This window comes from Halothiobacillus sp. DCM-1, assembly GCF_045689735.1.
In the GTDB taxonomy this organism is placed as follows: domain Bacteria; phylum Pseudomonadota; class Gammaproteobacteria; order Halothiobacillales; family Halothiobacillaceae; genus Halothiobacillus.
The window spans coordinates 114399-129659 of record NZ_CP142685.1 but is presented as its reverse complement, the minus strand read 5'-3'; the positions used below and the strand labels follow the sequence as shown (position 1 = coordinate 129659).

At 66.3% G+C, this 15261-nt stretch carries 17 protein-coding genes; 13 read left to right on the top strand and 4 right to left on the bottom strand.

Annotated elements, in window-relative coordinates; translation table 11 throughout:
* Window positions 1-2 precede the first annotated feature (2 nt).
* From VOI35_RS00630 to VOI35_RS00610, 5 genes are read left to right on the top strand one after another with little or no spacing between them, the layout of a single operon-like run.
* On the top strand, window positions 3-959 hold the full coding sequence (locus VOI35_RS00630) for a DUF58 domain-containing protein (RefSeq protein ID WP_407275978.1): 957 nt from the start codon (window positions 3-5) through the stop codon (window positions 957-959).
* On the top strand, window positions 956-1465 hold the full coding sequence (locus VOI35_RS00625) for a hypothetical protein (RefSeq protein WP_407275977.1): 510 nt from the start codon (window positions 956-958) through the stop codon (window positions 1463-1465). Before VOI35_RS00630 ends, VOI35_RS00625 begins: the two co-directional genes overlap by 4 nt.
* Window positions 1462-2433: a VWA domain-containing protein gene (locus tag VOI35_RS00620; protein ID WP_407275976.1), complete on the top strand. Its 972-nt coding sequence runs from the start codon at window positions 1462-1464 to the stop codon at window positions 2431-2433. Before VOI35_RS00625 ends, VOI35_RS00620 begins: the two co-directional genes overlap by 4 nt.
* On the top strand, window positions 2433-4271 hold the full coding sequence (locus VOI35_RS00615; RefSeq protein WP_407275975.1) for a VWA domain-containing protein: 1839 nt from the start codon (window positions 2433-2435) through the stop codon (window positions 4269-4271). The genes VOI35_RS00620 and VOI35_RS00615 overlap by 1 nt, the downstream gene beginning before the upstream one ends.
* Window positions 4268-5668, top strand: a complete 1401-nt coding sequence (locus VOI35_RS00610) for a hypothetical protein (protein ID WP_407275974.1) — start codon at window positions 4268-4270, stop codon at window positions 5666-5668. The genes VOI35_RS00615 and VOI35_RS00610 overlap by 4 nt, the downstream gene beginning before the upstream one ends.
* A gap of 287 nt (window positions 5669-5955) precedes the next feature.
* Here the strand turns inward: VOI35_RS00610 and VOI35_RS00605 are convergent, their stop codons facing one another.
* From VOI35_RS00605 to VOI35_RS00595, 3 genes are all read right to left on the bottom strand, one after another.
* Window positions 5956-6180 carry a hypothetical protein gene (locus VOI35_RS00605; RefSeq protein ID WP_407275973.1) on the bottom strand — a complete coding sequence of 75 codons (225 nt, stop codon included), beginning with the start codon at window positions 6178-6180 and terminating at the stop codon, window positions 5956-5958.
* A 167-nt stretch (window positions 6181-6347) separates the two neighbouring features.
* On the bottom strand, window positions 6348-7046 hold the full coding sequence (locus VOI35_RS00600; protein ID WP_407275972.1) for an anti-sigma factor domain-containing protein: 699 nt from the start codon (window positions 7044-7046) through the stop codon (window positions 6348-6350).
* Entirely contained in the window at window positions 7043-7675 is a 633-nt protein-coding gene (locus VOI35_RS00595; protein WP_407275971.1) for a sigma-70 family RNA polymerase sigma factor, read from the bottom strand. Before VOI35_RS00595 ends, VOI35_RS00600 begins: the two co-directional genes overlap by 4 nt.
* A 168-nt stretch (window positions 7676-7843) precedes the next feature.
* Here VOI35_RS00595 and exbB point away from each other — a divergent pair, with 168 nt between their 5' ends.
* Genes exbB through VOI35_RS00580 form a run of 3 tightly spaced genes read left to right on the top strand, consistent with a single transcriptional unit; the run spans window position 7844 to window position 9621 of the window.
* Complete coding sequence (gene exbB, locus VOI35_RS00590; RefSeq protein ID WP_407275970.1) at window positions 7844-8341, top strand: TonB-system energizer ExbB; 498 nt, start codon at window positions 7844-7846, stop codon at window positions 8339-8341.
* A gap of 3 nt (window positions 8342-8344) precedes the next feature.
* Window positions 8345-8722 (top strand): ExbD/TolR family protein, encoded by a 378-nt coding sequence (locus tag VOI35_RS00585; protein ID WP_407275969.1) that lies wholly within the window; start codon window positions 8345-8347, stop codon window positions 8720-8722.
* Entirely contained in the window at window positions 8719-9621 is a 903-nt protein-coding gene (locus tag VOI35_RS00580; protein WP_407275968.1) for an energy transducer TonB, read from the top strand. Before VOI35_RS00585 ends, VOI35_RS00580 begins: the two co-directional genes overlap by 4 nt.
* Here VOI35_RS00580 and VOI35_RS00575 read toward each other — a convergent pair.
* Complete coding sequence (locus tag VOI35_RS00575) at window positions 9606-10157, bottom strand: thioredoxin family protein (protein WP_407275967.1); 552 nt, start codon at window positions 10155-10157, stop codon at window positions 9606-9608. The two genes, VOI35_RS00580 and VOI35_RS00575, sit on opposite strands and share 16 nt — an antisense overlap.
* 119 nt (window positions 10158-10276) lie before the next feature.
* On the opposite strand from VOI35_RS00575, the gene hemC reads away from it, so the two are divergent.
* Genes hemC through VOI35_RS00550 form a run of 5 tightly spaced genes read left to right on the top strand, consistent with a single transcriptional unit; the run spans window position 10277 to window position 15227 of the window.
* A complete protein-coding gene (gene hemC / locus VOI35_RS00570) occupies window positions 10277-11224 on the top strand; it encodes a hydroxymethylbilane synthase (protein WP_407275966.1) in 948 nt (315 codons plus the stop codon).
* Window positions 11208-12008 (top strand): uroporphyrinogen-III synthase, encoded by an 801-nt coding sequence (locus tag VOI35_RS00565; RefSeq protein WP_407275965.1) that lies wholly within the window; start codon window positions 11208-11210, stop codon window positions 12006-12008. Before hemC ends, VOI35_RS00565 begins: the two co-directional genes overlap by 17 nt.
* On the top strand, window positions 12005-13183 hold the full coding sequence (locus tag VOI35_RS00560; RefSeq protein WP_407275964.1) for a uroporphyrinogen-III C-methyltransferase: 1179 nt from the start codon (window positions 12005-12007) through the stop codon (window positions 13181-13183). The genes VOI35_RS00565 and VOI35_RS00560 overlap by 4 nt, the downstream gene beginning before the upstream one ends.
* Window positions 13180-14379, top strand: a complete 1200-nt coding sequence (locus tag VOI35_RS00555; RefSeq protein WP_407275963.1) for a heme biosynthesis HemY N-terminal domain-containing protein — start codon at window positions 13180-13182, stop codon at window positions 14377-14379. The genes VOI35_RS00560 and VOI35_RS00555 overlap by 4 nt, the downstream gene beginning before the upstream one ends.
* Entirely contained in the window at window positions 14376-15227 is an 852-nt protein-coding gene (locus VOI35_RS00550) for a 23S rRNA (adenine(2030)-N(6))-methyltransferase RlmJ (RefSeq protein WP_407275962.1), read from the top strand. Before VOI35_RS00555 ends, VOI35_RS00550 begins: the two co-directional genes overlap by 4 nt.
* Window positions 15228-15261: the final 34 nt, after the last annotated feature.

Sequence of the window (15261 nt, the reverse complement as noted above, 5' to 3'; positions counted from 1 at the left end):
TCATGCGCTGGCCTGTGTTCGCCCACCGCATCCCGGAAACCGCCCCCTCGGTCGCGCCGCCGTCGGCCGCCCTGCAGGCCGTGTGGCAACTGGGCGGACATTTGCCCGCGCTCGCGCCGGATCGATTACCGGCGGCGGTGCATCTGCCGGGCGATCAACGCGCGGTGCGCTTGGGTCAGGGGATGGATTTCGAGCAGCTGCGCCCCTATCAGGCGGGGGAACCCGCCAATCGGATCGACTGGCGCATCAGTGCGCGCGGCCAAGTTCCGATGGTGCGCATCTTCCGCGAACCGGCACAACGCCAGTGCCATCTCCTGCTCGACACCGCGGCTTCGATGCTTTTCGGCACCCGCCAGCAGCTCAAGATCACCCAGGCGCTGCTGGTCGGCCAGCTCCTCACCGCCGCCGCGCTGCAGCAAAACCTGGCGGTCAGCCTGCACACCCCCGGCATCCCGAGCCTGCCGGATCGGCATCCCAGCACGCAGCGGGCGCAACTTTTGCACCGCTGGCAGGCGATCGCCTCAGCGCTCGATACCGGATCGGGCGGCGATATCGACTGGCCGGGCTTGCGCGGGCGGCTGTACGCGCAGGTACCGCCCGGCCAGATTCTTATCGTGCTGGGGGATTTTTTGACGGATACCGCCACCGATCCGGCGCTGATGGGCTGGGTGCCGCTGGCCAGCCGTCACCGGCTGATTCTGGTCAGCCTCTACGACCCGGCGGAAGTCCATCTCCCCGATGTGGGGCGTGCCACCTTCGTCGGCCATCCGACGCCTCAGCGGGTGAACACCCACGACCCGGCGCTGCGGGCTCGCCTTACCGCGCAGTTCGACGCACGGCAACAGGCGCTCACCGCGCTGGCGCAAAGCACCCAAGGCCATCATGTGGCCATCCCCACCACGCTGAACCCGGAGGGCCTGCTCACCGCATTCAGCGACGCACTGGCCGTCAGCGCATGAGCGACCAGCCACTCATCACGCCCCCGGGCGGTCTGCCGGACGGCGCCCCCAAAGGGCTGAACGACCTGCTCTACCACCCACTGCCGGATGCGCTCGCCCAGGCACAACAGGCGATCACCGCCAGTTGGCAGCAGCATGCCCTGGGGTGGATGGGAAGCCTCCTCGGGCTGGCGCTGCTGCTCGGACTCGTCATCTGGCTGCACCGCGATTGGCGCGGGCGACTGTTGCGCTGGCAACTGACGCGCCTCGCCAGACTTTGCACCCGCCGTCCGCAGATGCTGCCCGAGCCCATCGGCGCCGCCCTCGGTTGGGCGCTGGCGCGTTATTTCCGGCATCCGGGCGGGCTGGATCGCCGCGCCCTCCGACCGGACTGGCAGGCGGCGATTCGTGAACTCGACCGCCTGCGCTTCGCCGCCGCGCCAGCGCCCGTGGATCACTGGCTGGCGCTGCTGCACGCCCTGCGCCAATTAAGCCGCCCCACGCAACCAACGGAGCCGCCCCGATGATCGCCGGCATCAGTTGGCAAGCCCCGCTCTGGCTCGTGCTGCTGCTGCCCTTGCCCTGGCTCATCGCCCCGCTGCGCCAACGGCTGGCCAGCCTTCCGGCGACGCGGCTGCTGCGCCACCCCATGCTCGAACACGGCCTGGCATCACCACCCCCGATGCGGTTGTTCACCGGGCTCGCGCGCCTGATCGTGCTGGCGCTCGGCCTGCTGATCCTGGCCGCCGCACAACCACAACGCCAGGGCGAATTTCTGCATCCGCCCCCCCCGGCGCGCTCGATCATTTTGTTGGTCGATGCCAGCCCGTCGATGGAGGCACAAGATTTTCCGGTGGGAAATGGCCAATTTATCTCGCGGATCGATGCGATGAAGCAGGGCTTGTTGCGCTTCGTCGCGGCGCGCCCGCAAGACCGCTTCGCCCTGATCGTCGTCACCAGCTCGGCCGGCACACTGGTGCCGATGACCGCCGATCATGCCGTACTCGATAGCTGGATCCAGCAGCTTCGCGCCGGTATCCACGGCTCCGATACGGCGCTGGGGGACGGTCTGGCGCTGGCGATTCGGCAAATCAGCACAGAAAGCCACGCCAACGCGCCCGCCCCGCTGCTCGTGATCTGGACCGATGGCTTCAGCACGGGCGGTCTGATGACCCCCGCCGAGGCGCTTTCGCTCGCGCGCGCCCAGCACATCCGGCTGTTCACGGTCAATCTCGCCCCGGTCGGCAGCACGCCGGATGATGGTCAACCCAGTCTGGCCGAACTCGCGGCGCTGTCGGGCGGCAAACCGATTCTCGCGGGGGATCTGCAGGCGATGAATCAAGTCACCGATGCGGTGCAGGCCAGCGACACACCCATTCAGGCGCGCCCGACCGAGCGACGGCAACAGCCGCTCGCGCGCCCGCTGATTGCAGCCGCACTCGGCCTGTTCTTGCTCGCGGCGCTCCTGTGGCTGCGCGGGGAGGGGTCGGTCTGATGCTGATTGCATGGCTCGGTTGGCAGGATGTCGCGCTCTGGCTTGCCGAGCGCCCCTTGCCCATGCCCCGCTTGATGCAACCGTTCTGGCTGCTCGCACTCGGCCTGCTCCCCCTGCTCTGGGCGCTGGCCGCCTGGCGGCGGCGGCAAGTCGCCCAGTATGCGGAGGCGGCGCTGCGCCCCTGGGCAGAAATCACGCTGCGCCAAAACCCCTACCCACGGCGGGCGCTGTGGTTGCTGTTTGGCCTGTTCTGGCTGTGTGCGGTTCTGGCATTGGCCGATCCGCGCGTCCCGAAATCCGCCGCCAGCGCCAGCACGCTGCGCCCGCCGGTGCTGTTCCTGCTCGATACAACGGCGGCAATGCAAGTCGCCGATGTCGCGCCCGATCGCCTGCGCCGAACCCAAACCCTGATGGCGCAGTTGGTGGAGGCACTGCCGGATCGCCGCCTCGGGCTGATGGTCGCCCGCGATCAGGCGGGGATGATCCTGCCGCCGACGACCGATCACGCCCTGCTGGCAACCTATCTGACCGACTGGTCGCAGCTCAGCCGCCCGCTCGCGCCCCAGCAGGCGGCCGATGCCTTCGACTGGATCGCACACCTGCCGATGATGCGCGGCGGCGCCGTGGTCTGGCTGACCGCCGCCGATGCCACCGATTTCAGCGGGACGCGCGGCACCGCATTGCTCGCCGCCGCCGAGCGCCTGCATCAGGCCAATATCCGGCTGTTCGCCCTCACCGTGGCCGGTTCCGGTGGGGTTTTGCTCGATCACGGGCAGCCGATCAAGGACGCGGACGATCGCCCGATCACCAGCGTCCCCGCCCCGGATCGCGTGGCGGAACTGGCGCGGCTCACTGGCGGCGCGGCACAGGTCACCCGCCAGATCGCGGACGATGTGCGGTTCGTGACTCAATCGGTGGCGCAATTACCTGACTTAACCCCCCACGCGCCCGCCGCACTCGACACCCGCCCCCTGTTCGCCCTGCCTTTGAGTCTGGCGCTCATCGCACTCGCCAGCGCCTTGTTCCTCGTGCTGCGTACCCGTCCGGAGCGCATGCCCCCGGTCGGTCTTCTGCTACTCGCCGTCGGACTGCTGCCGGGTTTGGCGCCGCCCCCCGCCGAAGCAGGCTCGTTGTGGCCGACCCGCAGCGAAAACACGGCGCTGATTGAGGCTGGCCAAGCCGCACTGCAGCAAGGCGATGACGCCCGCGCCCAGGTGGAATTCACCCGCGCCCGGGGCTTCGCCGCCCGCCTGGGCACCGGCCTCGCCGCCTTTCGGCGCGCCGATTATCCGTATGCCATCGGCCAGCTTCAGCAGGCGCTCCTGTTGGCGCACACCCCGTTCGAGCAGACCGAAGCGCGCTATAACCTTGGGCTCGCCCTGACCCTGGCCGGGCGCTATGCCGCCGCCCGCGACGCCTTCAGCGCCGTCGCGCAGGCAAGCGATGTCCCCGAAAAACTCACCGCCGCCGCGAACGAAAATCTCAAAATCGTCGAACAAATTCTCTCGACGGCGGCGAAAAACGCGGCCAACAGCCCCAAATTCCAGGGGTATCAAATCGCCACCTACGGCTATGCGCAGGATCCGACGCACAGCCAGTTCGATAAAACCATCCAGAAAACCGAGGCCAGCGTCACCGGCAGCAACGCGACCGCCGCCTCCGTCGCGCCGCCCTCCACGCCGTTTGTGCTCAATGCCGCGACCGAAACCAGTGCGCGCGCCAAACTGAATCTGATCGAAAACCATCCGGTGCCGCTGCTCGATAGCCTGCTGCGCCAGCAACCGTATCATCGGCCGACCCTCGCCACGCCAACACCCCCCAGCGGAGCCGCGCCATGAACCGGCACGGCCTTCGATCCGGGCAGGGGCTCGGCGCCTGGCTCGTCCTCTGGCTGGGGCTGATCGCTGCCGGGATGCCGCCCGCCGCCACGGCATTCGACATCCCGACCCCACAAAACAGCCCGCAGAGCAAAACCGATTTCTTCAGCGCGCCCAAAACCTTCGGCCCGGTGATTCCGCTGCCCGCCACCGCTCAAACCGGCGATAACGAGACGGGCGCCGGCCACCTGCCAAGCGGCGTCAGCGTCACCACCCGCATCGAAGTGCCGCCCGAAGGCATCCGACAACGCGCCCCGTTTCTGGTACGCATGGTCTGGCTGGATCGGCAGAAAACTGTCGCGCACTTCCGGTTACACCGGCCATCGGGCGAGCATTTCGACAGTCGGCGCATTCGTCTTGGCCAGGAAATCCGGGTGATCGACGGTCGGCAGGTCATCGCCCATACCTACGAATGGGCGGTCACACCGCTCGCCGCCGGGTCATTGACGCTCGATTTCGCCCGCATGACTTTCACCGCCGTTGGCGAACCCAATACCCGTTATGAATATCAGCCGGTTTCCCGCGAATTGCGTGTGGCGGCCATCCCCGCAGACTGGCCCGAATCGCTGCCGATGAGCCGCCCCCCCACCCTCACAAGCGAACCGCTGCCCGCACTGACCGCCGGTCAACCCGCGGCCTGGCAACTCAAGATCAGCGGGGAAGGGCTGACCGCCTACAGCCTGCGGCATTGGCTGGACGAGCAACTGATCGGCGATACCGCCCTCGGCATTGGGCCGGCGGAGGTTCGCCTCTCGCCGACCGAGCCAATCCCCGCCGACGATCCGCTGGCGCAAACCTTTGAGGTGCGGATCCCACTCCTGCCGGATCCGCAGGGCACGCGCGCGACCGAGGGCCGTTTGCCGAGCCTACGCCTGCCTTACCTGGATCGCGAAGAAAATCCGCCCGGCGCGGCACTGCACTTCGTCACCCTGCCGGGGCAGACCCTCCACTGGACACCCACGCCCGCCGCCCGGCTGGAGCAGGCGCTGAAGTTCTGGTGGTGGCGGGCGCTGCTGTTCCTCGCCCTGCTGCTCGCTTTGGCCGTGGGGTTGCGTGATCTGTGGCGGCGGCACGCGGCGCGGCAGCGCCATCGACGGGCGCGACAAGCCATGGCACAAAGCCCGAACGCCGAGGCGCTCTGGCACATCCTGCAACAAACCACCGGCGGGCACAGTACCGCTGAACTGATTGCCCGGGCGCCCAACCCCTGGTTCAGCGAGGCACTGCGCGCGCTGGATCGGCTGCGTTTTTCCGCCGAGTCGCCCGCCGACTTCAATCCCGTCCGCACCGAACTCGTGCGCTGGCTGCCGCTCGCCCTGTTTCGCTGCCCGAAAAAAAACCGCCCAAAGGCGGTTTAGCAGGCCGTTGCAAAACTCTTTTCAACGGCCTGTTAAAGCAAGCCATGGATGGCTTACACGAAGATCAATCACACTAAGTGATTGATCTTCGCAGGCCGTCGCGGACTTCGTCAGCTTCGCGTTAGACATGAACGCGGACTTCGTCAGCTCCGCGTTAAGCTGGCGCAAACCCACCGCGACGAGCCGAGTTGTAAAAGGGCAGGGAAGCCCTTTTACAACATCCTGTTGGGACAGAGCCCCGCATTTGGCCGTCGGGTGCGCCGCCGCACCGCGACAACCGATGGCGCTCAGCTTTTGGATTGATCTTTCTGTTCGGTTTGATCCGATTTTTTCTTCATGTTGCCGCCACAGCCGCCCGCCCCGCAGGCCATATCGGCCACGACGGTGGGTGTCGCCGTGGTCTGCTGGCTGGCAAAGGGATTGGCAGCCGTCGGCGCAGCCAGGGCAGCACCGGCGGCGAGCGAAGCGGCCAGCGCACTCCCCGCAGCCAAGGACAATCGACGAGTTTTCATAAGAAGCTCCTTCAAATACCCAATAAATAACGCACGCGGCAAACCAGCGCCTGCCGTGACGGAGCATAGTCCATTTCACCGCCCTGCACAGCCCGTCGCGGGTGCGCGCGGCGGCTGCGCAAGGTCTTTGTCGCGTCGGGGCATCCCAACCCCAAATCAGCACCTCCTTACGAGGACATCGACTGCCATCCGCCGGACCACACCACCGGACCCGCCGGTTTATTGCCGACGGGCGCATTCGCTGGCTCCAGACTGATCGCCAACGCCATATGTCCCATGCCGCCGTGCCAGAGCACCGGGTTCACCCGCATGGTGTCGCCCGCGTCCATCGGCAGCGTCCCCACCGCTACGACCCGTCCATCCGGCGCGGCCAGCCAGAGCACCGGTTTTTTGCCGGGCATCGGCGCGCAGTCGCGCAATGCTTTGATTTCCAGCTGGCGATCCTGGAAGTTGGCCATCACCTGCCAGGTCGGGGCTTCATTTTTAGCCAGCGACAACATGGCCTGATGTGCCGGATGCATCGGGGATTCGTTCGGCACAAACACGGCGACCAAGGCCGACAACCCCAGAATGGCGACGAATGCGGCCACCAAACGCCAGCGCTGTTCGGCACGGATCGAACCGGTCGAGGCTTCGGACGGGATTTGCCGCTCGATTCGCGTCCAGACCCAACCCGGTGGCTGCCGGGCGGTCGTTTGAGTCAGCAGGGAATCGGCTACCACCCGCGACCAGACCACGGCTTCCTGCCGGAGTACCGGCTGGGTTCGGATCTGCCGTTCAACGGCCTGATCGTCCGCCGGTTCGAGCAACCCAAGAACATATTCCGCCGCCGTCGGCTCGCCGTCCGGCGCATCACGCAGCATCATGGCATGACTCCTACACCCAAACAGGATTTCAATTCCGCCAGTGCCCGACGAATCCAGCTTTTCACCGTGTTGATCGACAGCGCCAATTCATCGGCGATCTCCTGATAGGTCTGACCAAACCAGAAGGCATGCTGCACCGCCTGCCGTGGTTCGGCACGCAGGCGCTGCAGGCAGCGATCGAGCGCAGCGGCGTCGAGTAGCTGCCAATCCTGCTCGGGCTGCGCGCGCTGGCTGGGCTCGGCGTCATCCGGCACTTCGGCGCGCAGTAAAAATTCGGCCCAATCCGGCGCGGTGATCTCCCGGTCAAAACGGCGCAACAGACTAATCGCGCGATGATGCGCAATCGCCGCGAGCCAGGTCATCGGTCGAGCCCGCGCCGCATCGAACCGTCCCGCCTGCTGCCACACCGCCAGAAACACATCTTGCAGACACTCCTGCGCCCGCCCCTCTTCGTGCAGAATGCGCAGACACAGGCCATAAAGCCGCCCCGCCGTGGCCTGATACAACGCCGCAAAGGCCGCCTGATCGCCGTCGGCCGTCGCCGCCAGCCAGCGCAGCAACGACTCATCACGGGGATCGCCGCGCGTATCGGGCGATTCGATTTCAGAGGGGTGCGGGGGATTTTGCATGTGGGGCTCCGAGCAATTCAGTCCATCTACGCCGCACCGGCGGTTTTGGGTGCGTTGCCGCAGTTTGCCCGATCTTCTTCCGATATTTTCCTTAATTTACCCAAGGTTTTCAGCCCACTCAGGCGGCTTGGGTGCTCGTGTTCGGCTGCGCGGTGAGCCGAGCATGATTTGTTTGTTACACTATTGCAGCCGTTCGACGAGGTTCAGGGACGCCATTTACCCATGATCGACTTTGTGCAAACCTATCTGGACGCTTTGGTGTTCAGCGTGCTGGGCTTGATGAGTTTTCTGCTGGTGTGGCTGACGGTGGAGCGCTGGTTGTTCTATCGCCGCGTCGATCTGCGCCGCTTCGCCGATGCCGAAGACCTGCACATCGCGCTCACCCACCATCTCACGGCGCTCTCCTCGATCGGCGCCAACGCGCCCTATGTCGGCCTGTTGGGCACGGTACTCGGCATCCTGATTACCTTTTATCAGCTCGGCCAGGGCGGGCACCTCGCCGCCAGCACCATCATGCTTGGGCTGGCGCTCGCCCTCAAAGCCACGGCGCTCGGCCTCGTGGTCGCCATTCCGGCCATCCTGATCTACAACGGATTTTTACGCCGCATCGAGGTGCTCACCGCCCGCTGGCGACAGCAGCACCGGGCAGCGAATCCGCCGGAATGAGCCATGAAGCGCTTTGATACCATCAATGTGCTGCCCTTCATCGACATCATGCTGGTGTTGCTCGCCATCGTGCTCACCACCGCAACCTTCATCGCCCAAGGCGATCTGCCGATCCAGTTACCCACGGCGAACCATGCGACACCGGCCAACGACCAGCCCGCGCTGCGCCTGACCATCACGGCCAGCGGCGCGCTGTTGCTGAATGACGAAACGATCCCGCTGCCCGCATTGGCGCAAAAAATCACCACCCTGCCCCCCTCGACCCGCATCGTGCTGCAGGTGGACAAAGCCACGCCCTTTGGGGACTTCGTGGCGGTCATCGATCTCCTGAAGGCACAATCGCTGGATCAACTCAGTATCCGCACCCTCAGCGGCTCATGATGCGTCCCGGCCAGATCGGATTCGCCGTTTCCCTGGCATTGCATGCCGTCGCACTGGCCGTCGTACTCCTCGTCCTGCACGAGGTGCGGCCAACGCCCGCGCCCGCCGCCCATGCGCTGCCCGTCACACTGGCGATGTTTGCCACGCCAGCCGCCCCCCCCAGCCCAGCAGCCGCCCCCCCTGTGGCGGAACCGCCCGCCAATCCGCCAGTCGTCTCGACCCCGCCGCCGCCCCAGCCGGACACCCCAGCCATAGACAGCCCACCAGAAACCCCACCGGCACCGACGCCGAACCCAACGCCGAACCCAACGCCGGAGCCCACGCCTGCGACCCAACCGGAGACCCAACCGGCCACGCCACCCGCGCCCCGTCCGGCCAAACCCTCCCCCAAGGCGCATGAGAAACACCCGACGGTGCCTAGGCCGAAGCATGCGCCGCAGCCGCCGGAACGACAGGCCACCCCGCCCGCTCATTCTGAACCGCTGCACTCCGCCCCCGCAGCGGCACCCGCTGCCCCCGCCGCCCGCCCCGATCAACCCGCCATCGCGGCGCCCCGTTCCCTGCCCCCGTCCGATGGGCAGGCAGAAAAAGCCCGGCATGAGCAGGCCGATCAACTCGCGGCCTATCAAGCCGCCTTGATCGCGGCGATTGCCGAGAAAAAGTTTTACCCGCCGCTCGCCCAACGGCTGGGACAGGAAGGCACGGTGGTGATCGCGCTGACCGTTGAGGCGGATGGCCGCTTTAGCGACATCCACCTTGTCGGCACACCGGATTCCGTGCTGCTGGGTCGCGGGGGGCTGGACGCCGTGGAGGCTCTGGGGCGATTTCGCCCGATCCCCCCCGCCCTCGGTTTATCGCGGATGCCGGTTCAGGTCACGCTGGTTTACAAGCTGCGTTGATCGGCGGGCTTTTTCGGTGTGCAGCGTGCCGGATCCGGCTGGCGGCTGCAGGTTTCGGCCAGGTCAATGCCTTGTTGCAGATAAAACGGGTAGAAATCCGGCACGGTCACCCCACGCAGAGCCTCTCCCACACTCCGTCCTGCGGGATCGAAAAACATGACCACCGGGACGAGCCGCACGCCGAGGCGATTGGCGAACCGCGTGGGCGACTCGCGCTGTCCCTGCCGATCGATCAGGTCGGTCGCGCCATCGATCTCGATCCGGCGAATCAAGAGCTTGCCCCGATAGGCCGGATCCTTTTCCAGCGGGCGGATAAATTCCTCATCCACCATCTGGCAATATCCGCAATAGCTGGCATGCACGAACAGCAGCATCGGGATGCGCTCTGCCTGCATCACCGCGAGATCAGCGGGGATATTCGTCAAATTGGCAGCAAACGGCACCGAATCGGCGGCCTGAACGCTTGGCGCAGCCCCGACCCACACCCCCATCAATAGCCATGCCATCCGCCGAGCCATGCGTCGAAATTCACTCATCCTCTATGCCTCTATCGCTTTGTTCATAAATCAATACCACCCGATTGCCGAGGATTTTAGCAAGCCGACCCGCCGTTCCTTCGGTAACATAATGCCCCATTCGCTACAGGAGACCGTGCATGACCACCCCCGCGCTGATTCGCATTGCCACCCGGGAAAGCCCGCTCGCCCTTTGGCAGAGTGAATTCGTTGCCAGCGAATTGCGGCGGCTGCATCCCGGATTGACCGTCACCCTAGTCGGCATGACGACTCAAGGCGATCAGCTACTGGATAGCCCGTTATCAAAAATTGGCGGCAAAGGGCTGTTTGTCAAGGAGCTGGAAGCCGCCTTACTGGAACACCGCGCCGACATCGCGGTGCATTCCATGAAGGATGTGCCGATGCACCTGCCGCCCGGTTTGATGCTCGGCGCGATTCTCGAAGGCCATGACCCACACGATGCGCTGGTGTCGAACGACTACGCCGGTCTGGCGGAATTGCCCGCCGGGGCGAGCGTCGGCACTTCCAGCCTGCGCCGCGAAACGCAACTGCGCGCGCGCTTCCCCAAACTCCACATCAAGATGCTGCGCGGCAATATCCAGTCCCGCATGGCGAAGCTCGATCGCGGCGAATACGATGCCATCATCCTCGCCGCCGCAGGGCTCAAACGCATGGGGCTCGATCACCGGATCCGCGCCATTCTTTCGGCGGAAGAATCCCTGCCCGCCGTGGGTCAAGGCGCGCTCGGCATCGAAATTCGCACAGACGACCCCGCCATCGAGGCGCTGATCGCGCCGCTACGGCACACCCCCACCGAACAGCGGGTGCGCGCCGAACGCGCGTTCAACACCCGGCTCAACGGCGGCTGCCAGGTGCCGATCGGCGGGCATGGCGTGCTGCTTGCCGATGGCCGCCTGTGGCTGCGCGGGTTGGTCGGCCGTCCCGACGGCAGTCACATGCTGTTCGATGAAATCACCGGCGAAGCGGCGCAGGGCGAAGCCCTGGGCGTAACCCTGGCCGAACGGCTGCTGGCCGCTGGCGCCGGGCAGATTCTGGCTGAAGTCGGTATTCATGCAGCGCCCATCTAAGGTGCCCGTTCAGCCCTGCTGCGTCCTCACGCGACCCGCCGGATTGAATGCCGGTCTGCGGGCGCGCCTCCAGGCTGATTTACCGGGTCTGCCGGTGTGCGAAGTCCCTTTGCTCCAGTTTGCACCGAATGCGCAACCCACGGCGGCGCAAGCGGCACTCGCCGAGTGCAGCGCCGAGGACTGGCTGATTTTCGTCAGCCCCCGCGCCGTCGAATTCACCCACGCGCTCGTTCCGCTGTCCGATCTCCCCTGCACCCGCATCGCCTGCGTGGGCGCGGCTACCGCCGATACCGTTCGCCGCCTGCGACCCGGCAGCGACCCGATCGTGCCACACAGCACGAGCGATTCGGAAGGACTCCTCGCCGCGCTCGATCCCAGCGAGTTTGTCGGTCGGCGCGTCTGGCTACTGCGCGGGCAAGATGGACGGGAATGGCTGGGCGAGCAACTGCAGCAGTGGGGTGCCCGCGTCACCCCGCTCAGCGTGTATCAGCGGCAGTGCGCGCCCCTCGGCGACTGGCCGAGTGTCCCCGCGCTCTGGATACTGACCGCCCCGGCGGCGCTTCACTGCCTGCATGCCGCGATTGGCCGCCGGGCAGAACCGGATCGGCCTCGGCTGTTACACTCCCCGCTGGTACTCATCAATGCCCGCGCGCGCGCGCTGGCGCGAGACTTGGGCTTTACCGGCACCATCACCCTCAGCCAAGCCCCGGATGACGCCGCGCTGAGCCACGCCTGCGCGCAGGCGTGGCACTTGTTTACGATGAATCAGGAGTCGGCACCATGAGCCAGAAGCCCGAACCCGAGACCCTAATCCCAGACAACCCGGCAGAGACTCCGGCGGACAGCCCGGCATCCGGTCAAGGCGAACAACGCCCCGTGCCCGAGCGACGCGCCTATGCCTATTGGCTGCTCACGCTGTTCGTCGTCTTTAGCGGTTCGCTGATCAGCGTGAGCTGGTACGGCTGGATGCTGTTCCAAACCAACAGCAGCCGGATTCACGATCTGTTGGACGGTCAGCAACGCCAGCAAACCCAATTGCAGCAAGTCCAGCAAGAGGATCACCAAGCGCTGACCGCCCTGCGCGCCCAGATCATGGAAAACCAGAGCACCGAGCAAACCCGTCTGCACGCGCTGCAAGACCAGGCCGGACAGAGCCAGCAGCGCCTGAGCGCGCTCGAAACCCAGCTCGCGCGGCTGCAGGATCAGCTCAACCGCGGCACGCTGGCCTGGCAAATCGAAGACATCAACACGCTGCTCGCGCATGCGCAGGAACAGCTGAGCATCGCCCACAATCCGACCAGCACCGCCGCCGCACTCACCCTGGCCGATCAGCGCCTTGCCGCACTCGCCCGCCCGCAAGTCATTCCGGTGCGTGCGGCGATCAGCGAAGTGTTGCAACAGCTCCAGCGCGCCGATGCCTTTGATGCCGTCGGTGCCAGTCTCGCCCTGCGCCGCGCAGCAGACACCGTCAACGACTGGCCATTGACCGGCCAGGCCAAGGCAGCGGAACCCGCCGCGCCCTCCACCGAACCGGCCAGCGATAACGCACCGTGGTATGTCCGCTGGCCGCGCGCGGCCTGGCAACCGGTGGCGGACTGGTTCAGCCAGCAATTCATCCTGACCCGCGAGGGGACGCCGTTCGGCCAGTCGGCACGACACCAGACCGATCAGGAAATGCGCCTGTGGCTAACCGCCGTGCGCGAAGCGATGATGGCGCGCGATCACCGGGCGCTGACCGCCGCGCTCACGCAGGCCATCGAGTGGCTGGATCAGCACTACGATCCGCATGACGCCACCGTTTTGGCGGCCAAAACGCAGCTTCAGGCTGCGGCCGATTTTTATCGCCACCGCGCCTGGCCCGATCTCGCGCCCGTGTTCCGCGCCTGGCAGGCCGCCGGGCTGATAACCCCGCCGACCGCGCCTGCCGCCCCGATCACCGCCCCGGAGACGCAGCCATGAAACGCCTGTTCGTGATCTTTTTCGGGCTCGTTCTGGTCGGTCTGGCGGCGCTGTATTTCCTGCGCGACCCGGGCAGTGCCGACATCAGCCTGCTCGGCTGGCAACTGCATACCACCGCCCTCGGCTTCCTCGCCCTCGTCGCTGGGCTGATGATCGTGCTGGCGCTCGTGTGGCGACTGATCGCCGCGCTGCTGCGGCTGCCGGCCTTTTTCCGCGCCCGCGGCGCCCGTACCCGCAGACAACGCGCCGACGATGCCCTACTGCGGGCATTTGCCGAGTCGAGCCGAGGACAGTTCGCCGAAGCAGAAACCCTGGCGATGAGTCATTGGGAGGAGGCCAGCGTCGGCGCCATGCATTTTGTCATCGCCCTCGATGCCGCCTTCGCCCGGGGCGACACGGCCGCCGCCCTAGCGCGACTCGATCAGGCGCGCGCCACCTATCCCCGGTTCGCCGGTTATCTGGCTCTGCATCTGGCGAACCAGCTCTCCAACGCCGGGCAGCACGGCACCGCCATCGAGCTGCTGCAGGGGCTGCACGGCACGCATCCGCAGGATGAGGCGGTTCTGCTGGCGCTCGCCCGCGCGCTCTATGCGGGCGAAGACTGGCAGAAACTGCAAGCGTTGATGCCAGCGCTGCGGCGCGTCAAATCCGCACGGCTCAGCGAGCAGACGCTCTGGCAATGGGAGCGCGGTCAATTACTCGGTCGCCTGCCCGCATTGGTGCGCAGCGGCCAGGCCGACGGCCTGCGCGCCTGGCGCAATGAAGTCCCGAAAAAACTCAAAACCGATCCCGGCCTCGTTCAGGCACAGGCGCAGGCCGCACTGGCGCTGCAACAACCGCAGGAAGCCCAGCAGATGCTCGAACGGGCGTTGGAACAATCGCCGAACGCGGTTTTGCTCCAGCAATGGCTGGCGCTGCCCCTCGATGTCGCAGCCGCGACGGCCTGGCTCGATCGCTTGCTGGCCAACCACCCCGAGGCGTTCGACCGCAACACCATCGGCCTCGCCCAGGCACGACTGGCGCTGAACCGTCAGGATCTCGCCGCCGCGCAGAGCTGGCTCGCGCCCGTGCTCACGCAGGATGCGGAACCGGCGGCCTACCTGCTGGCGGCGGAACTCGCCGAACAGCAACGCGACAGCGCCACCGCCTGCACCTGGTATGCCAAGGCGCTGGCTCGACGCGCCCCTTGCGCATGAATTACGACCACGCCTTTCATGCCGGCAACCACGCCGATGTCCTCAAGCATGTCGCGCTGCTGGCGCTGATTCAGGCCATGAGCCGGAAGCCGCAGGGGTTTTTCCTGCTCGACACCCATGCAGGCAGCGGGTTATACGATTTGTCCGCAGACACGGCGCAGCGCAGCGGGGAAGCCGCCGCCGGCATCAGCCGCCTGCGTGCCGCCCACCAGCCCCCACCCGCCGCCGTGGCCGAGTACCTGGTCGCCCTCGCGCGGCATCCTGCCGGACACTATCCCGGTTCGCCCCTGCTCGCCGCCCAGGGGCTGCGCCCGATCGACCGGCTACTGGCCGTGGAGCGTGTCCCCAAGGTCGGGCGAGCCTTGGCTCGGGCGCTCACCCAGACGGCGACCGCCTTACCCCCCCGGCGCTGCCAGACCCGGATCGGAGATGGCCTCGCCGCGCTCAAATCCGATCTCCCCCCCTTCGAACGGCGCGGGCTGATCCTGATCGACCCGCCCTATGAAGCCGCCGATGAGCGGGAGGCTATCGCAACGGCGATCGGGGAAGGACTCAAGCGCTTCGCCACCGGCGTGTTCGCACTGTGGTATCCCATCAAACAGCGCCCGGTTCTGAACCGCTGGCTCAACCGAATCGCCAAAAGCACCGATCGCCCCGTACTGCTCGTTGAAAACAGCGTGCTGCCGGATGAGCCCGGCAACCGTCTGACCGGCTCCGGTTTGCTGGTCATCAATCCGCCCTGGCAGTTTGATTCGGTCATGAAGGACACCCTGCCTTACCTGAATCACAACCTGCGGCTCGATGACCAAGCCCCGTGGCGCCTCGACTGGCTCAATCCCACGTCATAGGGCGAGCCAAAGCCCACCGCCCAAAAACAAGCCC